Origin of the sequence: Microcoleus sp. Pol11C3 (assembly GCF_036701485.1) — a bacterium.
In the GTDB taxonomy this organism is placed as follows: domain Bacteria; phylum Cyanobacteriota; class Cyanobacteriia; order Cyanobacteriales; family Microcoleaceae; genus Microcoleus.
Map to the genome: position 1 here is coordinate 35,758 of NZ_JAUBQW010000012.1, position 19,966 is coordinate 55,723.

15 protein-coding genes are annotated in these 19,966 nt (G+C 44.9%); 4 read left to right on the forward strand and 11 right to left on the reverse strand.

The features are described 5' to 3' along the window. Positions 1–59: 59 nt before the first annotated feature. Together QUA40_RS05345 and QUA40_RS05350 are read left to right on the forward strand one after the other, a co-directional pair. Positions 60–455, forward strand: coding sequence for a response regulator (locus QUA40_RS05345; RefSeq protein WP_333122470.1), 396 nt, complete (start codon positions 60–62; stop codon positions 453–455). Further along, complete coding sequence (locus QUA40_RS05350; RefSeq protein ID WP_333122472.1) at positions 452–3,058, forward strand: PAS domain S-box protein; 2,607 nt, start codon at positions 452–454, stop codon at positions 3,056–3,058. The genes QUA40_RS05345 and QUA40_RS05350 overlap by 4 nt, the downstream gene beginning before the upstream one ends. A gap of 104 nt (positions 3,059–3,162) precedes the next feature. On the opposite strand, the gene QUA40_RS05355 is transcribed toward QUA40_RS05350, so the two are convergent. The 6 genes from QUA40_RS05355 to tkt form a co-directional block, all read right to left on the reverse strand. Further along, a complete protein-coding gene (locus tag QUA40_RS05355) occupies positions 3,163–4,251 on the reverse strand; it encodes a response regulator (RefSeq protein ID WP_333122475.1) in 1,089 nt (362 codons plus the stop codon). A 124-nt stretch (positions 4,252–4,375) separates the two neighbouring features. After that, entirely contained in the window at positions 4,376–5,878 is a 1,503-nt protein-coding gene (locus QUA40_RS05360; protein WP_333122478.1) for an ATP-binding protein, read from the reverse strand. Between the two features lie 91 nt (positions 5,879–5,969). Beyond that, positions 5,970–6,272: a response regulator gene (locus QUA40_RS05365; RefSeq protein ID WP_333122481.1), complete on the reverse strand. Its 303-nt coding sequence runs from the start codon at positions 6,270–6,272 to the stop codon at positions 5,970–5,972. 440 nt (positions 6,273–6,712) lie between these two features. Further along, entirely contained in the window at positions 6,713–7,159 is a 447-nt protein-coding gene (locus QUA40_RS05370) for a response regulator (RefSeq protein WP_333122483.1), read from the reverse strand. 47 nt (positions 7,160–7,206) lie between these two features. Further along, positions 7,207–10,005 carry a PAS domain S-box protein gene (locus QUA40_RS05375; protein WP_333122485.1) on the reverse strand — a complete coding sequence of 933 codons (2,799 nt, stop codon included), beginning with the start codon at positions 10,003–10,005 and terminating at the stop codon, positions 7,207–7,209. Positions 10,006–10,671: 666 nt separating this feature from the next. Further along, positions 10,672–12,687: a transketolase gene (gene tkt, locus QUA40_RS05380; protein ID WP_333122487.1), complete on the reverse strand. Its 2,016-nt coding sequence runs from the start codon at positions 12,685–12,687 to the stop codon at positions 10,672–10,674. Positions 12,688–12,721: 34 nt separating this feature from the next. On the opposite strand from tkt, the gene QUA40_RS05385 reads away from it, so the two are divergent. Both QUA40_RS05385 and lysS read left to right on the forward strand, forming a co-directional pair. Then, on the forward strand, positions 12,722–12,859 hold the full coding sequence (locus QUA40_RS05385; RefSeq protein WP_333110366.1) for a hypothetical protein: 138 nt from the start codon (positions 12,722–12,724) through the stop codon (positions 12,857–12,859). A 367-nt stretch (positions 12,860–13,226) separates the two neighbouring features. Then, a complete protein-coding gene (gene lysS, locus QUA40_RS05390; protein WP_333122488.1) occupies positions 13,227–14,780 on the forward strand; it encodes a lysine--tRNA ligase in 1,554 nt (517 codons plus the stop codon). Positions 14,781–14,876: 96 nt separating this feature from the next. On the opposite strand, the gene QUA40_RS05395 is transcribed toward lysS, so the two are convergent. The 5 genes from QUA40_RS05395 to QUA40_RS05415 all read right to left on the reverse strand — a co-directional run bounded on the left by QUA40_RS05395 (position 14,877) and on the right by QUA40_RS05415 (position 19,798). Continuing rightward, positions 14,877–15,476, reverse strand: a complete 600-nt coding sequence (locus tag QUA40_RS05395) for a TerD family protein (protein WP_333122490.1) — start codon at positions 15,474–15,476, stop codon at positions 14,877–14,879. A gap of 81 nt (positions 15,477–15,557) precedes the next feature. Continuing rightward, positions 15,558–17,012 (reverse strand): TerD family protein, encoded by a 1,455-nt coding sequence (locus tag QUA40_RS05400; RefSeq protein ID WP_333122493.1) that lies wholly within the window; start codon positions 17,010–17,012, stop codon positions 15,558–15,560. 102 nt (positions 17,013–17,114) lie between these two features. Continuing rightward, the gene (locus QUA40_RS05405) at positions 17,115–17,684 is read right to left on the reverse strand and encodes a TerD family protein (protein ID WP_333122495.1); all 570 of its coding nucleotides are present in this window, start codon (positions 17,682–17,684) and stop codon (positions 17,115–17,117) included. A gap of 54 nt (positions 17,685–17,738) precedes the next feature. Then, positions 17,739–18,272, reverse strand: coding sequence for a peptide deformylase (gene def, locus QUA40_RS05410; RefSeq protein WP_333122498.1), 534 nt, complete (start codon positions 18,270–18,272; stop codon positions 17,739–17,741). Positions 18,273–18,556: 284 nt separating this feature from the next. Continuing rightward, the gene (locus QUA40_RS05415; RefSeq protein ID WP_333122501.1) at positions 18,557–19,798 is read right to left on the reverse strand and encodes an HhoA/HhoB/HtrA family serine endopeptidase; all 1,242 of its coding nucleotides are present in this window, start codon (positions 19,796–19,798) and stop codon (positions 18,557–18,559) included. Positions 19,799–19,966: the final 168 nt, after the last annotated feature.

The following is a 19,966-nucleotide window of genomic DNA, read 5'->3' on the forward strand; positions in this document are numbered from 1 at the left end:
AAAAACGGTGTGCTTACCCATCGGGGTTCACCCTCCCAAACTAAAGAAGGAAACTAGCGATGTCTAAACCAGCAATTTTGTGTGTTGACGATGAAGTAGGAGTGCTGGAAAGTCTGGAAATAGAACTGCAACAGGCATTTAACGGTAAATATCTTTGCGAGTTTGCTGAAAGCGCTGCCGAAGCCCTGGAAATTATTGAAGAGCTATGTGAAGCTGAGGTTAACATTTTAGTAATTGTCTCTGATTGGTTGATGCCCGGAATGAAAGGAGATGAATTGCTAATTAAAATTCATCAAAAATATCCGCAAATTGTGACAGTGATGCTTACTGGTCAGGCAGACAAAGAAGCAATCGAACGCACAAAAACTCAAGCAAATCTTCATGCTTTTATAGAAAAACCTTGGCGAAATCAAGAATTAATTGAAGCGATTAAGTCGGGTCTAGCAAATTTATGAAAAAACCAGTCATTATTTGTGTCGATGATGAGCAGACTATACTCGATAGTCTGGAAATAGACCTGCTAAAAGCCTTTGAAGATAAATATTTAATTGAAACGGCCCAAAGTGGCGAAGAAGCTTTAGAGTTGCTGTCCGAACTTTTAGCAGAACAGTATGAAGTTCCTTTAGTTATTTCGGATCATATCATGCCTAATATGAAAGGAGACGAACTATTAAGGAGCGTTCATGCTATCTCGCCAAACAGTCTCAAGATCATGCTGACGGGGCAGGCAGATTTGGAGGCGGTAGCCAATGCTATTAACTATGCTAAATTGTACCGATACATACCTAAACCTTGGCAATGTGATGACTTAAAATTAACTGTCACTGAGGCAATATATAGATATTTTCAAGATAAACAATTAGCTGAAAAACAAAGAGAACTTCAGGAAATGAATCAGGAGTTGGTAAAATTAAACCGCAAGCAGGCAATGCTGATTGCCAAACTCCATGAAAACGAAAGTCGCTTGACGCAATATCTAGAAGCTATGCCATTGGGCGTGTGTGTACTTGATGCAAACGGGCAATCTTTCTACGCTAACCAGAAGGCGCGAAATGTATTTGGCAAAGGCACTGTGCCGCATATTAATTCAGAGCAAAAAGCAGCAATTTATCAATTCTATAAAACCGGGACTAATCAGAGATGCCCCGTGGAAGAATTGCCAATTATGCGGGCGCTTCGGGGCGAAAATGTGCGAACTGAGGGTGTAGAAATTCGTACAGCTAGTAAGATTATTCCTGTAGAGAGTTGGGCAACTCCAATTTATGATTCTACAGGCGATATTTCCTATGCGATTATTGCTTTTAGTGACATAAGTGAACGCAAGGAAGCTGAAGCGGCGCTAATTCAAGCTGAAGAGAAGTATCGCGGGATATTTGAAAATGCTCTAGAAGGTATTTTTCAGACGACGCCGGACGGACATTTTATTAGTGCGAATCCTGCTCTGGCGGAAATTTACGGCTACGATTCCGCGTCAGAATTGATAGAAAGTATTAATGATATTCAGCAGCAATTGTACGTGGAAGCGAACCGCCGTCAAGAGTTTCTGGCGCTGATGAAACAGCACGGTACTCTGTGTGAGTTTGAGTCTCAGGTTTACTGTCGAGATGGCAGCATTATCTGGATTTCTGAGTATGCGCGCACAGTTTATGATGCTAACGGTGAAGTGCTTTACTATCAGGGTTTTGCTAAGGATATTAGTTTACAAAGACAGGTGGAAGTAGAACGAATCAGGTTTACTAATGATTTAGAAAAAGCTTTGGCAGCCGAAGAAAAGTTAAATGAGGCACTGTCAGAAAACGAAAGTCGATTGACTCAATTCCTGGAAGCGATGCCAGTGGGAATATTTGTTGTCGATGGTAAAGGTAAACCTTTTTACATGAATTCTTGGGGCGAAAGGATACTAGCCCAAGGTTTAATTTTTGATGGGGGTACTGACCAATTTCCTGAAGCTTATAATTTTTACGATGCTGGAACTAATCAATTGTATCCCAGGGATAACCAACCCATTGTTCGGGCGTTGCGGGGAGAATTTGTCCGTATGGACGATCTAGAAGTTCATGGGTCGGATCGGATTGTGCCGATCGAGCTTTGGGCGACTCCAATCTACGACGAACGGAAAAACATAGTTTACGCGATCGCAGCTTTTCAAGACATCACGGAACGTCAAGAGGTAGAAACAGATCGCCGCAAGTTCACAGACGAGTTACAAAAAGCTTTAGCAGCGGAAGAAAAATTAACAGATGCTTACGGACGGTTTGTGCCGCACGAGTTTCTCCACTTTCTCGGATATGAAAGTATTCTGGAAGTCAAATTAGGCGATCAGGTACAAAAAAAAATGTCGGTGCTGTTTTCAGATATCCGCGATTTCACATCTCTTTCTGAAAGGATGAATCCCGCAGAAAATTTTCAATTTCTTAATGGTTATTTGTCGCGCATGGAACCAGCAATTACTGACAATTTAGGTTTTATTGATAAATACATTGGTGATGCGATTATGGCGCTGTTTGATGGCAGTGCGGACGATGCTGTGAAAGCTGGGATTGCAATGCTAGAAGAGCTTAATGAGTATAATAGTAGTCACAATCGACCCGATGGCCCGCCGCTACAAATTGGCATTGGAATCAATACGGGTTCTTTGATGTTAGGCACGGTGGGTGGTCAAAGTCGGATGGACAGCACGGTGATTAGCGACGCGGTAAACTTAGCCTCCCGCGTGGAAACGTTGACGAAAGAGTATGAAGTTTCGATGTTAATTACTCACAATACTTTTATACAGTTGAACGATATTTATGATTTGAGGTTGATCGATCGCGTAACAGTTAAAGGCAAATCGCGAATGGTAACACTTTATGAAGTATTTGCGGCCGACCCGCCAGAGTTACGACAGAAAAAGTTAGAGACAAAGACAATCTTTGAGCAAGCTTTGGTACTCTACAATAGTGACAAGTGTGGCGAAGCTATAAGATTGTTTTCGGCCTGCTTGGAAATCAACCCTAATGATAAGGTAGCTCAGATTTATATGCAGCGGTGTCTAAAAGGAGCGATCGCTCCTGCATAATACAATTTTAGAGTTTAGATTTGAGAATTGGGAATGACTTATTCCATAAGGATTTAGAATTTGCCTACAGTTGTCTTCTTTTTTGAAACTGGTATAATCATTGTTTAGACAGGCAGGAAAACGCAAACTATTGTTTCTTGCTGCGGCCAACTTTGTATTTTAAATTCTCCTCCGTGCAATTCTGCAAGGCGTTGAACGATAGCCAAGCCCAATCCCAAACCTGGTTGTTGGTAAAGTTTGCGATCGAACTGCCTGTAAGCTTCTAGCTGTGCAATCTGATCGGCAGTCATGCCACGGCCTTGGTCTTTGACAGACAGAATAAAAGTCTGATTTTCGACCAAAGTGCTTAAAAAAACTGGCGTTCCTTCTAAAGAAAATTTGAAGGCATTATCCAATAGTTCCTCAACAATTTTTGCGAGTCTCACAGAATCAATAGCTACCGACGAATCGTGCAAGTTTAATTGTAAATCGTCGGTTCTATTCGCGTGTTTTGCTTGCTGCCGCGCTTTTTGACTCAGCAAAGATTTTACACAGCTAAATTCGCTGTTTCGCATCTCCTTTAGCAGTTCGGGATTTGTGGCTGCTATCTCCAGTTCTGCATACAGCAAAAAGTTCTGAATCAGTCGATACAAGCGATGACCGGAAGTTTGAATTTGACCGATCATCTCTAAAATATCTGATTCCTCTAAGACATTATATTCTGACAGAATCAGCTCCGAAAAACCCAGAATTGCATTCAAAGGAGTTCGCAATTCGTGGGGCAGCGACATACTAATATTAGTGCGTAATTCGTCTAGCGTCTTTTGAGATTGTCGGCTAATTGTTTTTTGTTTTTCAAGTCTAATAGCAATGGCTTTTAGCAGTTCTTGCGGCGTACACGGCTTAGTAATGTAATCGTCTGCTCCCAGTTCCATGCCCGTGCGAATGTCACTTTTATCGGCTTTGGCTGTGAGAAAAATAAACGGAATTGTGGCAGTCAAGGGTTCGGAGCGTAAAGCTGTGAGGACGCCGTGACCGTCCACTTCCGGCATCATCATGTCGCACAAAATTAAATCCGGGATTTGTTCGATCGCCAATTTGATACCGACTTTGCCGTTAATCGCTCCAATTCCTTCAAAATTCTCGGCTTCCAGCAACTCTAAAATATTCTCTCTAATCGCTTCTTCGTCTTCCATTACCAAAATCTTGACCACGATTATTGCTCCTTTTAGTTAGTAGTTTGTTGAAAAATTCTGGGTTCAGACACTTGATAAGTTTGTTTCTTAGGCGCTTAATTAATCGTTAAGTAGCGGAGATGTATAGTTGATAATTCAGTTGTTATTGACTGGGAGGGCAAATTAGAGGCAAGGTAATAGTGAAAGTTGTGCCTTTTCCTTCTTGACTGTCGATCGCGAGTTGCCCACCGTGAAGTTCCACCGCCCTCTTCACAATTGCTAGACCTAGACCTGTTCCCGAAATAGTGCCGACATTTGTAGCTCGGTAAAAAGTTTCTAATATCCGCTCTCGATCGGCTTGGGGAATGCCGATGCCCTGGTCTTGAACTTGGAAAACAGCTTCTTTGTTTTGACAGTTGAGGTGCAAGGAAACTTTACTGCCGGCGGGGGAATATTTGATGGCATTTGAGAGGACATTTCCCAAGATTTGCTGCAGCAGTTTTTCATCCATTTGAGCCTCGCAGTTGCCGCCTTCATATTGAAAGGCGATCGGGTGTTGGTTGCTGTCGTTGAGCTGCTGCTCTTCTACCAGTTGACGGCAAAATTTTTCGAGGTTTAAGGAAACCGGTTGAAACTGCAAGGTATTGGCTTCGATTTTGCCAATTACGAGGATATCTTCTAATAACTCTGTCATGCGTTTAATTGCTAATTGAATCCGCACAAAATGAGTAGATTTTTTATCTTGGGGCCACTGAGAACTGTAATCTTGCAGCAATCCAGCGGAAAATTGGATGGTTGTCAATGGGGTGCGGAACTCGTGGGAAACCATTGTGACAAATTTAGCTCGCAGTTCTGAAAGTTCCTTTTCTCGTGCGAGGGATTTGAGAATTTCCGCTTCTGCTCGTTTACGATCGCTAATGTCACGGGCTTCAGCAATCAGTAGCAAAACTTGTCCAGTCTCATTTTTAACAGGTTTCAGTGAGAAATCAACTGTCACAATTTGGCCACTTTTGCCTAACAAGTCGATTTCGCTGCGGAAAAACTCGCCGCGACTTGATGAGCCGATCGCGCATTGCAACTGTTCGGAAACCTGTGGCGACTGGGCCCAAATCGCCATTTCCCAAATCGGCCGACCCACAATATCCTCCGATCGCAATCCGGCAAAATCCAGGGCTGTCTCGTTCACTTCCAGCACGATTCCTTCGGGAGTCAGCAGCTTGGTTAGCTGAAACGAAGAGTCAAAAATCGCCCGAAAACGCCGCTCGCTTTCTCGCAGCATTTGAAATGTTTGAGATCGTTCGATCGCGTAGCGGATCGTCCGCACTAATAATTGAGTAGTAATTTGACCTTTAACAATATAGTCTTGAGCTCCCAAGCGAACTGATTCAAGGGCGATCGCCTCATCGTCCAAGCCTGTCATTACCACCATTGCCGTATCCGGGGCAACTTCTCGCAGGCGAGTTAGGGTTTCCAAACCGCGGCTGTCCGGCAAAGAAAGGTCGAGCAAAACTACATCAAAGGGTTGTTTACACAGTTGTGCGATCGCCTCATGCAGGAACTCAACAGACACCAGTTCCCACTGGACGCCCACAGATACTTCTAACAGTTCTGCAAGCAAATCAGCATCAGCAGGATTGTCTTCTACTAACAGAATCTTAATCCACATAGCTTAGACGTTTTTGACTGTAAAATTTTCTCTCTACCCATCTCAGGTTAAACTTTTTTGCTTTCCCTTGCCATTTTCAACTTGAAAATTATTATTTGGGAACTGTCACCAGCACCAGCCACCAATCCTCAATCCATTTCACCAGCTTAGCGACTTGACTAAAATTGATAAGCTTAGTGATGTAGCACCGGGCCGACAGGGCATAAGAGTTGAGAATCTCTTCATCGGCTGCTGAGGTTGTCATAATTACCACCGGAATCATTTTTAACTTGGGTGCTGAGTTAATTTCTGCCAACAATTCTAAACCACTTATTTTAGGCAAATTCAAGTCCAGCAGAATTAAATCGGGAGGGGGTACGTCCACATACAAACATTTTTGCTTCAAAAAATTCATTCCTGATACCCCATCTTCCCGTATTGTGCAACTTGTTAAAAAATTTGCTTGACGCCAGACTTTCTCAAGCCAAGTCATACCACAATACGGTTCAGTTAACACTATTTATACCCCGGATATCCCCCTAAATCCCCCTTAAGAAGGGGGATTTTGAGGGCATTCTTGTCCCTCCCTTTTTAAGAGGGGTTAGGGGGGATATGTCTTAAGTGAACCGTATTCAGTCATACCATTTGAGAGTTGAGATTTTAGACGGGGCGCGATCGCGAGCGTCGAAGGATTTTAGATAGGGAAATGAGTGATGACTATGGGGGTTTAGATGGCAGGGCTACAGTTGATTTTTTTCTTAAATGGTATCAGCATCGCTGGGCGAATTTTCCACCCGCAGAATGTCAAGACGTTTAAAAAATTTTATATCGCTAATCAGCAAAGTATCTGTTCGTTTAATTTAAAGGAAGTTGGACGACTGCCAGCCAGAATTCCTCAATTAACCTGATTACTTTAGTAAATTGTACGAAATCTACTGGCTTGGTAATGTAACAGTTGGCGTGCAGCGAGTAGGACTTGATAATGTCCTCTTGGGCGGCTGAAGTGCTGAGAATCACTACTGGAATTAGTTTTAAACTTTGGTCTGTCTTAATTTCTGTTAGCACTTCTACTCCACTTTTTTTGGGCAAATTCAAATCAAGCAAAATTAAGTCTGGACGAGGTACCCTGAGATAGGGTTCTTTTCTTCGCAAAAACTTTATTGCTTCGACTCCATCTTCTACAAAATGCAAGTTATTCAATATTTTACCCTGGCCAAGAGCTTCTATTGCCAAATCGGCATCGCTGGGAGAATCTTCAATCAGCAGAATCTCTATGGGTCTAACACTGCTTCGATGGCTCATAACCGGGGTATCCTTATTGATTATAAAAAAAATTGAATTTTGAGGCTTCAGGTACTAATTATAGGAATAGTGAAGTAAAAAGTCGCTCCTTTTCCCTCCTGAGATTCCACCCAGATGCGCCCGCCGTGGCGTTCCACAATTCGCTTGCACATTGCCAAACCTATGCCTGTGCCGCAATATTGGCGGCGCGAGTGCAGGCGTTGAAAAATGATGAAAATGCGATCGGCATACTCCGGAGCGATGCCAATGCCGTTATCGCGGACGCTGAACACCCATTCGCTCTCTTGCCTGCAGGCAGCGATATGAATTAACGGGATATCTTGGCGGCAAAATTTGATGCTGTTGGCGATCAAATTTTGGAATAATTGCACGAGTTGAAATTCATCCGCCATCACGGTTGGCATCTGATCCCAACTGATGACAGCTTTCTTTTCCGCGATCGCAATTTGCAAATTACACAAACTTTGTTGCACAGCAGCCTTGCAGTCCGCCGGCTCAAACTCGTGACCCCTCGTTCCCAGGCGCGAATAGGCTAACAAATCGTTAATTAACTGCTGCATTCTGGTGGCGCCATCGACAATATAATTAATATACTTATCTGCGCGATCGTCCAAATTTCCTTGATAGCGCTGGGCCAGCAATTGAGTGTAACTGGTAACGGCTCGGAGCGGTTCTTGTAAATCGTGGGAAGCCACATAAGCAAATTGTTCTAATTCCTCGTTGGAACGCTTCAATTCTTCTGTCAGTTGCAGCAGTTGCTGCTCTGCTTCTTTGCGGCTTGTAATGTTGTAAACCAAGGCGCAACAAGACAGCAGATTACCCTGGGAGTCCATGACTGGACTGGTAGACATATCAGTCCAAATATCTTTGCCGTCCTTGGTTTTGAATTTAAATTCGTGTTGTTCACCAATACCTTGCTTGCGCCGCTCGACATTATCGAGAGCTTGTGGTTTTTCGTGTTCCTCCATGAAATCCCAAAGCGGCCGCCCGAACATTTCTAATTCACTATAGCCGAGCATTCGTGCCATTGCGTGGTTCACGTAAGTCGTGAGGGCATTGCTATCAATTACCCAAATACCTTCTTCTGCTAATTCAACTATTTGCCTGTACTTGAATTCACTTTCCTGCAACGCTCTTTCAGTTAGTTTCCGCTCGGTGATATCTTTCATAAAACAGTGGTGACCGTTAAATATCCCTTGTGCGTCGCAAGCTTTTACCATCGTTAATTGCTTGTAAAAAAACGAGCCATTTTTCCGGACACCTCTAGCTTCGACTTCTACTTTGCCAGAAATTAGCATTTCCTGATAAGCTGAGAGCATCATCTCAACATCGCCCGGATGTACGGTGAGCTGCCATTCCATGCCAAGCATTTGTTCCGGTTCGTAACCGCATTTATGAGCGTAAGCTCGGTTAACCTTCACGTAGCGCCCCTCAATATCCAGCCGTGAAATGCCTTCGACCGCATTTTGCATGGCACTGGTTACGTCACGCAGCTCTTTTTCAGCTTGTTTGCGATCGCTAATATCCTGACCGATAGCCAAAAAACCGTTAATATTTCCGTTACTATCAAATAAGGCAGTCACCGACAGCAGTACCGGAAACCGCGAACCATCTTTGCGAATGTAAGTCCATTCATTTTCGTCAGCGATTTCCCGGCACGGCAAGGAAAAAAATACTTGAACTCCCGGCTCTATTTTCACTCCCAATTCTTGAGAAAGAACTTCAGCTCTTTGAGCGACCTCCAGAGGATCATGAATTCTTGCTAGCGTGACTTGCCCCACCACTTCTTCTAGCGAATAACCTAAAAGTTGCTCTGCAGCCCGATTAAATGTTTTAATGGTACCGTCGGGATCTGTAGAAATAATTGTGTAGTTAGCGCTATTAAGAATTGCATTTTGCAGTTGCGTCAATTCCAACAAGGTGAGCGCAATTTTTTCGCGATAAGCTATTTCTTTTTGCAATTTATGGTTAGAAATTTCGATTTGAGCAGTGCGCTCACCAACTCGATGCTCCAGAGTTTCATTTAGCCGTCGATTTTCATCTTCTACCTGCTTGCGTTCTGTAATATCAGTAATACTACACACATAACTTTTAACCTCCCCATTTTCTCCGATTTGACCTACAGATTGACCGAATACCCAACTGATTTGAGTGTGATTAATGCCTTGAAAGCGGTACTCAGATTTAAACGGCAATTTCTCCTGTGCCGCGCTATACCATTCAGCAAAAACCCGAGCGCGGTCGTCTGGATGAATGCCTTGCAACCACCCTTTGCCCAAAGCTTCATCACAGGTTATTCCCGAAATTTGACACCAGCGCTCGTTGACATACAAGCAGTCTCCTCCAGCATCTGCATAAAATATTCCTACCGGCGAAGCTTCAGTTAAAGTTTGATAGCGAGCTTCCGTTTCTCGGCGTTCAATTATTTCTTTTTGCAGTATTAGATCGATCATCCCTAATTGAGTTGGACTCAGCAGAGTTAATGCTTGGGGAACCAAAGGAATTAATGCAAAAGCGGTGTAAGCAGAAATCGCAGCGGTAATAATTTTCAGACTGCCAGAAACCCAATAAACAGGATGCCAAAGCGTCCAAACTTCCATTATATGAGTAGTGCCACAGGAGATAATAAAGGCTGCAAACAGCCAAAAGATATTGCGAAAGGGCAACTCTTTTCGCTGAAAGAGAAAATAATAAATTAACGAGAGGGGTATTGAATAGTAAGCCAGGGCAAGGATAGAGTCTGACACTATGTGGAGTGCTACTAGCTCTCGCTGCCAAAGGTAACAGTAGCCGTGAGGAATATAATTTCCCGTGAATAACAGGTGATTTAAAAAGTTCCAAATCATAAACGGAATGGGAAATGGGGAAGGAGTAATTTAACGCAATAACTTATAACTTATCTTAACTCTCTGAAATATAAAGTTCTGGAGGCACGGAAGGCTAAAAACCCGGTTTCTTCATAAATGCCTCATTGCCAAACCCAATATTTTTGTAGAAACTGGTTTTTCTTCCGTAAGTCTTAATATAGCAATTCTCAATGATTCGAGCTGTAGCGAGCTCTAGGTTGGGTAGAACTCACATCTTGCACCATTCTCAATAATCCTTTTATGAACAGGCTTTCCGGCCTGTTCCACAAGATAAGAATTTTCTTGTGGAACGGGCCGGAAAGCCTGTTGCTGACAATGGTGCAAGATGTGAGGTACAACGAAGTGAAACCCTATATACCAATCCTAAAGGATTTGTGAATTTCTTACTCCCTCCCCGCGGCTTCGGGGAGGGTTGGGGTGGGGTAAAAAATTTACGACTCCTGCAAGGATGGCTATATGCCGATTTAAGATTTTAGGATTTTAGCTTTTCCTTCCTTCTTCCTTATCTTCTAAATAACTAAAGCCTTTTTCCATCCATCCGTTATATCTGTTACATCCGTTACAGAATCCGTTGCCGAACTTCCTTCTTCTATAAAAAATGGGGCGAGCCAGAAGCCCGCCCCACCAAAAATTATGCTGCTGCTATTAACCCAACAGCGCCTGAGCCTTAGCTACCACATTATCAACGGTGTAGCCAAACTTTTCTAAAGCAACGGGGCCCGGTGCAGAAGCGCCGAATCTGTCGATGCTGATGCTGTCGCCTTCGGAACCCAAATAACGTCCCCAGCCGAAGCTACAAGCTGCTTCAACGGCCAACCGCTTAGTAACAGCTTTCGGCAGTACAGATTCACGGTAAGCGGCATCTTGTAAGTCGAACAATTCCCAGCAAGGCATCGAAACTACGCGCACTTTATTACCTGCGGCGCGCAATTTTTCAGCGGCATCCACGCAGAGGTATGTTTCGCCGCCGGTGCCGATTAAAATGATGTCGGGAGTGCCGCCGTCGTCAGACAAAATGTAAGCGCCTTTGGCCGTTCCTTCGATCGAGCTTCCGGCCAAATTGGGCAAGTTTTGACGGGACAGAGCCATTAAAGTTGGGCGAGTGCGGCTTTCAATTGCCACTTTGTAAGCACCGGATGTTTCGTTACCATCCGCAGGGCGCATTACCAACAAGTCGGGAATTACGCGCAGAGAAGCGATGGTTTCCACGGGTTGGTGAGTCGGGCCATCTTCGCCCAAGGCTACGGAGTCGTGAGTCATTACATAAATAACTCCAGCTTCCGAGAGTGCAGAGAGGCGAATTGCTCCCCGCATATAGTCAGCAAATACCAAGAAAGTGGCGCAGTAAGGAATTAAACCGCCGTGCAGAACCATACCGTTGGCGATCGCACCCATGCCGTGTTCCCGCACACCAAAGCGCAGGTTACGTCCTTCGTACTGACCTTTTTGGAAGTCTTTTTCACCCTTGAGCAAAGTCATGTTAGAAGATGCCAAGTCAGCCGAACCGCCGATCAATTCAGGTAGGACACCTGCCAAAGCATTCAAACATTTTCCAGAATGATTCCGAGTGGAATCTGCCTTATCTTCCGGCTTGTATGTCGGTAAAACTTTATCCCAACCTTGAGGAAGTTTGCCGGCAACTGTGCGCTCATATTCTGCTGCTTCTGCAGGATATGCTGCTTTATAAGCATCAAAAGCTTTCTGCCATTCTTGCTCGGAAGAAGCGCCTTTATCTACTGCTTTGCGGAAGTGTGACAAAGCATCATCAGGAATCTCAAACGGTGCGTGTTCCCACTTCAAGAAATCGCGAGTTGCTTGCACTTCATCGCTACCCAAAGCAGCACCGTGAGCGCTGTAGGAATTGCGCTTGTTTGGAGAACCGTAACCAATGATAGTACGGACTTTTATCATGGACGGTTTGTCCGTGACTTTTTTGGCTTCTTCAATAGCTTTGTGAACTGCTTCTAGGTTAGTATCGTCGTCTAGAGCGGTATTGTCTACTGTAATAACGTGCCAGTTGTAAGCTTCAAAACGCTTGCCGACATCTTCAGTAAAGGCCAAGCTGGTGTCGCCTTCAATAGAAATGTGATTGTCATCGTACAAGGCAATTAATTTGCCGAGTCCGAGGTGTCCGGCCAAAGAACAAGCTTCGCCAGAAACGCCTTCCATGTGGCAGCCGTCACCCATGATGACATAGGTGTAGTGGTCAACAATGGTGTGGTCGGGCTTGTTAAACTTAGCAGCGAGGTGAGCTTCTGCCATTGCCAAACCGACGGCATTAGCAATTCCTTGTCCGAGGGGGCCGGTGGTAACTTCTACGCCTTCGGTCATGAAGTTTTCGGGGTGTCCGGGGGTTTTGGACTCCCACTGGCGAAATTGCTTGATGTCGTCGAGGGTGACGCTATCGTAGCCGGTCAAATACATGAGGGCGTACTGTAGCATACAGCCGTGTCCGGCGGAGAGGACGAAGCGATCGCGATTAAACCACTTGGGGTTTTTGGGGTTGAACCGCATGAACCGATCCCACAGCACGAAGGCCATAGGGGCAGCGCCCATCGGCAGTCCCGGGTGTCCTGATTTTGCTTTTTCTACCGCATCGATGGCCAAAAAGCGGATAGAGTTGATGCAGAGTTCTTCGAGTGATTGGGTTGCAACAGCCATAATTCTGGTTTTTATATGTTAAGAGAGAGTGTGTGTGGTCGATTCTGACAGAGGTGCGATGAGTCGAGTTCGATCGCTCGCATTTCTGCTGTTCAGTTTCTGTGGAACTGCCGTGAGGCTGCACTACATATCATCTCACCTGTTGCGATCGACAGACAACTTAATTTTTTAATGTTTCGGTCGCTTTGTGCAGTCGATAACAATTGTTGTCTGCTGACTGTTGACTGTTGACTGTTGGGGAGAGGGAGTAGGAGGGATGGAGAGGATAGAAGACTTCCGTCAGGATTAAAACCTTACTGACCTTCCGCATCTGTTGATCGCCAGTGTGTCTAGATTATCTGACAAATTGGTGTATGTTGACCAGTTATGATAGAGTTTGGTGTTTCTGACATCTTGCAGCTTTGTCACGAACAGCCAAGATGCCTGTTCCACAAAAAGTGAATTTTCTTGTGGGGTGGGTACGCGGTCGGGCCCGATCGCACGAGCGCCAGAATAGGGCAAGATGTCAGATATTTGTAATTTTAATCAGGCAATAACTAATGACTCTCAGTGAAGCCGAAGTCCGCAGTCAAAAAGTAGACGAACTGCGATCGCAAGGCATAGAACCGTATCCTAGTGAATCCTACGCGCGATCGCACACAGCCAAGCAAGTTCGCGAAATATTTAGTCAGCCGGGAAAAGAACTCGCCAACGGAGAAAGCGATCCCGAAGAAATTTCCCTGCGATTAGCAGGCCGCATTATTTCCAAGCGAGACAGCGGCAAAATTGGTTTCATCGATTTAAAAGACGCCACAGACAAAATTCAACTCAAAATCGAGAAAGCAATCGTCACCGGCGAAGTCGGTTTGAGCTTTGAACAAATTAAAAAATTGCTCGATGTCGGCGATTTTGTCGGCGTGGAAGGTATCGGCTGTCGCACCCCCAGGGGAGAACTTTCTATTTTAGTGAGGGAATTAAAGCTTTTATCAAAAGCTACTATTCAATTTCCCGATTCTTATTACGGAATTAACGACCCCGAAGTTTGCCGCCGTCACCGCGAAATGGATTTGGCAAGCAACCAAGATGCGCTCAACCGTTTTATGCTTCGCAGCCGCATCGTTCAAAGCATCCGTTCCTATCTCTGGAAAGCCAATTTTTACGAAATAGAAACGCCAACACTGCAAGCTATTTACGGCGGTGCTGCTGCTAAGCCCTTCATCACTCACCACAATGCTTTGGATGTGGATTTGTATTTGCGAGTGGCTCCAGAATTATTCTTAAAAAGAGCTATTTGCGGCGGTTTTGAGCGCGTTTTTGAACTAGGAAAAGCATTTAGAAATGAGGGCATTGACAGCACCCACAATCCCGAGTTTACCTCTTTGGAAGTTTACCAAGCTTATGCTGATGTTTTCGACATTTTAACAGTTGTCGAAGACGTGATGTGTTTCGCAGCGGCGGCAGTATTTGGGGATGTCAAGGAAATTGAAAATCAGGGTGAAACGATTAGTTTAGAACGTAAGTTCGACTATAGCGAAAAATATCCCGGTTTCAGCGGCAAACACTGGCAAGTAAAAACGATGGTAGAAGCTGTCAGAGACGAGTTTGGGCTGGATTTTGACAGTTTGGACTTGGAAAGTGCGATCGCCTCTGCAACCAAACTAGAATTGCACCTGTCTAAGTTAGAACAACAGAGTTTAGGCTACGTGCTGTATGCAGTTTTTGACAAGTTAGTTGTTCCCAAACTAATTCAACCTACATTCATCATCGACTACCCTGTCGAAGTCAGTCCCTTAGCAAAAGGACATCGCAGCAAGCCGGGATTTGTAGAACGTTTCGAGCTATTTATCAACGGTACAGAATACTCGAACGGCTTCTCAGAATTGAACGATCCGAAAGAGCAAAGAAAGCGGTTTGAGGAACAGTTGGCGCAGAAAAATGCCGGCGATGACGAAGCGCATCCAATGGATGAAGACTTTATTCAAGCGCTATCTTTGGGAATGCCTAATTGTGCGGGAATGGGTATCGGTGTAGACAGATTGGTGATGCTTTTAACTAATACTCAAAGCATCCGAGATGCGGTGATGTTCCCGACAATGCGACCGATTAAAGATTGATTCCAGTGGATTTTGTTACCGCAGATATCAGCAACGCAGATAAACGCCGATGTAATTTCATCGGCGTTTATCTGCGGTTAAAAAACATCTTTCATATCACCGCATAAATGAACCGACAACACCGTTCATATCCTCAGCCAAAGGATTTCCCAAAGCCTTAAACTTCCACTCGCCGCCTTCTCGATAAACTTCTCCCATCAACATATTTAATTTTCCTTCATAAGATGGGTCATTTGACAAGCGATAGCGAGCTATTTCTTTCCCGGCGGCATCTACAGCTCTTACGAAAGCATTTTCTACCAAGCCAAAATGCTGTTTTCTCTTTTTCCCATCGTAAATATTTACGCCCAAAATAATTTTGTGATATTGTGCTGGCAAAGAGTTCAATTTCACCAATATTTGTTCGTCGTCTCCGTCTCCAGCCCCCGTGAGATTGTCGCCTGAGTGAACAACTGTTTTGTCCTTTGACTCCAAATGAGAGTAATAAATTACATCCTCTTCGTAGTTCTTTAATTTTCCATTTTCCCCCAATAAAAGAGCGTAGGAATCTAAGTCAAAATTGGCACCGCTGCTGCGGCCGAAAATACTTTTTTTAGCTTGTGCAACATCCCAGCCCAAAGCCATTGTCAATCTGGACAAGTCGTATTCGCTTTTGCTGAGAACGATGGATTGTCCTTTTGTCAAGTTGATAGCCATATTTTTGTGATTGTGTAAGGTTTATTGTGAAGTTGAATGATTGCCCTAAGCTAACATTTTGTTGGCTGGCAAAAGCTGTTTCTAGGGTAAGAGATTTTTGATTCGTGCTGATTTTACCCAATGCGGATATTCGGCGGTTAACAAATCATATAACTCCTCATCGGCAATATGTTCCGGGTCTTCTAAACTGAAGAAATCGGCGTTGTCTAGGTAGCGATCGCCCATTTCGTCAAGCTGTTCTAAAAAGCTAAAATTGCTCGCTACGGCTCTTGCTAACCACCCGCGAGCTCCCTTACTTTTGACATCTTTCTGCGACTTGCCGATCGCCATAAACTGCCAAAATATCGGCTCATAGGAGGACCATTGTAGCTGCTGCTTGCTTTCCGATTCGTCAGCAGTTTGTCCATCCGTGACAAACATCACGTAGACAGGTCGATCGGCTTTCATAGCTGCGTAGCGCCTGCTACCGCGAGCGTCAGGAAAATAGAACTTTCTAATTTCCTTCATCACTTTACCGTAGTAAGTACCTCCTTCTAAAGGATACTGTTGCAGTATGTGGTGGATGAAGTTTGAGAAATTGTCGATCGACATTTCACCGGGATTGTGGGAGTTGACTCCAAACAGAAATATGTCGATCGCTCCGTTGTCATCCAACCGACATCCCAAAGCCAAAATCTTCTCTGCCAAACGCTGAATTTTTCCTGAACTGTATAGGGAAGACATAGAGGCAGAAATATCGAGGCAAAGCGCTACTTGAGCATTGTGATTTGTTAGATTTGCTTTCTTGAGCGAGATATCGGCTTTCTTCGCGAGATTAAAAATGTGCGGCGCTTTCTCCTCAAGCTTTTTGTCTAATGCTATAGCTTTCTGACTTTTGTTGCTATCTTCAATAACTGGTAATTTAGGCAGTTCTACTGTACGTTTTGCTGGTTTTTCTGGCTGTTGAATCTCAGAATGATATTTGTCAACAAAACTCTGCAACCCTGCTTTATATCCTTGTCCTACGGCCTGAAATCTCCAAGCTGCATCTTTTTTATACAACCGTCCAAACTCGACTGCTGTTTCTTCAGAAAAAGCTTCTGTTAAATCATACCGCGCTAGTTCGCTATCGGTTTGGCGATCGTACAATCGGATAAAAGCATTTCTGATTTGGCTGAAATTTTGATATTTAGCTTGTGCGTCGTGAATCGTGACCACAAAAACCATTTCCTCAACAGCAGCCGTTACTTTTTCCAAGTCTACATAAATTGTCTCGTCATCCCCTTGAGTTTGACCAGTTTGATTATCTCCCGAATGGACGATCGCTCCGTCCGGCGACTGCGAGTTATTGTAAAATACAAAGTATCTTTCATCGGGAATTTTGCAGTCGGAACCTAATGCAAAAACCGAGGCATCAATATCGCAGCTTTGCTGGTTTGAGTCTGATAAATTTAGTTTAGTTGCTATTTCCCAACCCAGCGCGATCGCAACTTTTGTTAAACTTGGAGATGTTTTAGAAAGATTTAATCTTTCCCCCTTCTTTAATTGAATTCCCATCTGGTTTCTCACCTCATGAGTCTGATTGCTTAAAATCGAGGGAAATATTCCTGCTGCCGAATTTCCCCTCGATTTATTTAGCTAGGTGCGATCGCCCTCGGATCAGGCATACTTATCTACAAAGCTCTGCAAGCCTGAATTGTACCCTTGTCCTACGGCTTGGAACCTCCACTCGCCGTCTTTCTTATAAAGTCGGCCAAATTCGATCGCAGTTTCCCGAGAAAAATCCTCATCCAAGTCGTACTTCATGACTTCTGTGTTAGTAGTGGTATCGTAAATCCTGATAAAAGCATTCCGCACTTGACCGAAGTTTTGCCTTCTCGATTCTGCTTGGTCAATTGTTACCACAAACACAATTTCTTGCACCGCCGGATCGACTTTGGTTAAATCGACTGTAACGGTTTCATCATCGCCAACTCCTTCTCCGGTTCGGCTATCTCCCAGATGTATTACAGAACCGTCCGGCGACTCTTTGCTGTTGTAAAAAACAAAGTATTTTTCGCTGGGAATTTTTGCATTAGCCCCCAACATAAACACGGAAGCATCTAAATCAAATGCTGCGCCTGTGTCTGTAGCATTGGTATCCCATCCCAAACCAATCCCGGCATTTTTTAGCCCCGGTGCTTCTTTAGAGAGATTGATTCTCCCGCCTTTTTCCAAATTGATAGACATTCGCCCTCCTATTCACAACATCACTGGTGTTACTACTAGCAATTATATCAAGTGTTATAGTAAGTTGACAATTTGCTTTTGGTACTCGTCCTCTGTGATTAGTTCGTGGGTATTTTCCACTCTGTCTAAAAACACGATTCCATCTAAATGGTCGTGTTCGTGTTGAAAAATTCTGGCCACAAAGTCTGTCAATTCTTGTCGGTGGAGTTTGCCGTCTCTACTGGTGTATTCTATCTCAATAGCCCTACTTCTCGGCACCAATCCCCGAATCCCCGGAATGCTCAAACAGCCTTCCCAGTCTTTGACTGTCTCTGTTGATGCAGCCACAATCCGGGGATTAATCATCTCTGTGGGTTCCATGTGGGGTGCTTGGGGATACCGCAGGTTGGGGCGGGATGCGACGATGAACAGGCGATCGGACTGAGCCGCTTGAGGGGCGGCAATCCCCACTCCATTTGCCTGCTGTACTGTACAGATTAAGCTGTCAATCAACTGTTGAATGCGATCGTCCTTAATGTTCTCGACCACTTGGGACGGGCGGCGCAGTACAGGATTTCCTAATTGAGAAATTTGCAAGATTTCTGCCATATTAATTAGTCATTGGTAATTGCTAATTGGTAATTGGTGTTAAGTTAAGCCTGAAAGCATTGAAAAATCTCGTTTTCCTCTGAGGTCTGATCCCCCTAAATCCCCCTTAAGAAGGGGGACTTTGAGAAGAATCTTGTCCTCCCCTTTCTTAAGGGTTAGGGGGGATCAGAGCCTAATTGTCTAACCGCATTCTTTGACTGCGTTTGATGTTAAGTTGACATCAATGGGTAATGGGGAATGAATTTTCCTTATTCCTTCTTGCTTGTTCCTTCTTCCTTCTTAACTTATCGAACTTTTTGAACTGGTAAACTCCCCGGTTTAACACTCAAACTAACTATTTGCCCGTTGCGGTTGATTTCCATTTGCAACAGACCGCCAACCTTAGCATTTTGCACGAACTCCTGAACAGCTTCCGACTGAATAATCGGCTGATTATTAATTTTTTGAATCACATCTCCAGCCCGCAAACCTGCAGCAGCAGCAGGAGAATTAGGAACTACACTAACAATAGCCACACCCCGATCGACTGCAACTCGCAGGCTGCTGTTAGCATTGCTGTTAATTTGCTGCTTAACATCGGGAGTCAGCGTCGCCATTTCAATGCCTAAATAAGCGTGTTCGACTTTGCCCGTCGAAATCAGTTCCTTCGCCACCTGTTGGGCCGCCTGAATGGGAATCGCAAACCCCAAACCTTGAGCACCTTGAATAATCGCCGTATTCATGCCAATAACTTGGCCCGAAGCATTCAGCAGCGGGCCGCCGGAATTCCCCGGATTAATTGCAGCGTCTGTTTGAATAAAACCGATCCGCTTGTCAGGTACGCCCACTTCAGAGCTCGATCGCCCCGTAGCGCTAATAATCCCCGCAGTTACGGAATTGTCCAAACCCAAAGGATTACCGATCGCGATCGCCCATTCCCCAGACAATAGCTTATCCGAATTGCCGATCGCCACCACAGGCAAATTATTCGCCTCAATCTTCACCACAGCCACATCCGTCACCTTATCCGCCCCCAACACCCGCCCCTGATAGCTGCGGCCGTCCCTGAGAGTTACACTTACCGTATCGGCTCCCTCTACAACGTGAGCGTTAGTGAGAATCACGCCGTCGGCCCCGATCACAAAACCTGAACCAGTACCCCGTTCGATCCCGCCCCGGCCGCCCGAATTCGGATCGGCGCCAAAAAAATCTTCCGGCGACAGCCCTCTATTTCCCGGTTTCACCCGGCGCGAAGCATCGATCCGAACCACAGCCGGGCCAACTTTTGCCACCGCAGCCACAATAAAATTCACATTAGCCGCATCGCCCGACAAGGAAACAGGCGGCAAGACTTTGCTAGCTTGCTGCTTAGTATTAGGAGGCAGTTGCAATTTCGGTTCCAGCGCTTTTTGTCCCGAGTCGCCCGAATTTGCACGAAATTGAGAAACCGTCAGACGATCGCCCAACATGGCGGCCCCGGCTCCCGTTACCAGCAGCAATATGTAAATTGCCGGTTGCTTCCAAAATTTGCCAGTAGAACTCTTCATTGCCATGTTTTAAGGCTTTCCTGCCAAATCTAAATATGTGCTGAGCAGCTTCGCGATACCTGGTTTGGGCTGCAGAGCCGCAAAAATTTTGGCGATGGCGTCCCGCCCCGCAAGCTACGGCAGACTCCCTTAAACTTTAGCATCTGAGGACTAAACTCTCTAGACTGT

Excerpts from the sequence above, each read along its gene's own strand:
- QUA40_RS05400 (WP_333122493.1), bottom strand. The coding sequence starts at position 17,012 with ATGGGAATTCAATTAAAGAAGGGGGAAAGATTAAATCTTTCTAAAACA.
- QUA40_RS05405 (WP_333122495.1), bottom strand. The coding sequence starts at position 17,684 with ATGTCTATCAATTTGGAAAAAGGCGGGAGAATCAATCTCTCTAAAGAA.
- def (WP_333122498.1), bottom strand. The coding sequence starts at position 18,272 with ATGGCAGAAATCTTGCAAATTTCTCAATTAGGAAATCCTGTACTGCGC.
- QUA40_RS05395 (WP_333122490.1), bottom strand. The coding sequence starts at position 15,476 with ATGGCTATCAACTTGACAAAAGGACAATCCATCGTTCTCAGCAAAAGC.
- QUA40_RS05415 (WP_333122501.1), bottom strand. The coding sequence starts at position 19,798 with ATGAAGAGTTCTACTGGCAAATTTTGGAAGCAACCGGCAATTTACATA.
- QUA40_RS05345 (WP_333122470.1), top strand. The coding sequence starts at position 60 with ATGTCTAAACCAGCAATTTTGTGTGTTGACGATGAAGTAGGAGTGCTG.
- QUA40_RS05365 (WP_333122481.1), bottom strand. The coding sequence starts at position 6,272 with ATGAATTTTTTGAAGCAAAAATGTTTGTATGTGGACGTACCCCCTCCC.
- QUA40_RS05375 (WP_333122485.1), bottom strand. The coding sequence starts at position 10,005 with ATGATTTGGAACTTTTTAAATCACCTGTTATTCACGGGAAATTATATT.
- lysS (WP_333122488.1), top strand. The coding sequence starts at position 13,227 with ATGACTCTCAGTGAAGCCGAAGTCCGCAGTCAAAAAGTAGACGAACTG.
- tkt (WP_333122487.1), bottom strand. The coding sequence starts at position 12,687 with ATGGCTGTTGCAACCCAATCACTCGAAGAACTCTGCATCAACTCTATC.
- QUA40_RS05370 (WP_333122483.1), bottom strand. The coding sequence starts at position 7,159 with ATGAGCCATCGAAGCAGTGTTAGACCCATAGAGATTCTGCTGATTGAA.
- QUA40_RS05350 (WP_333122472.1), top strand. The coding sequence starts at position 452 with ATGAAAAAACCAGTCATTATTTGTGTCGATGATGAGCAGACTATACTC.
- QUA40_RS05360 (WP_333122478.1), bottom strand. The coding sequence starts at position 5,878 with ATGTGGATTAAGATTCTGTTAGTAGAAGACAATCCTGCTGATGCTGAT.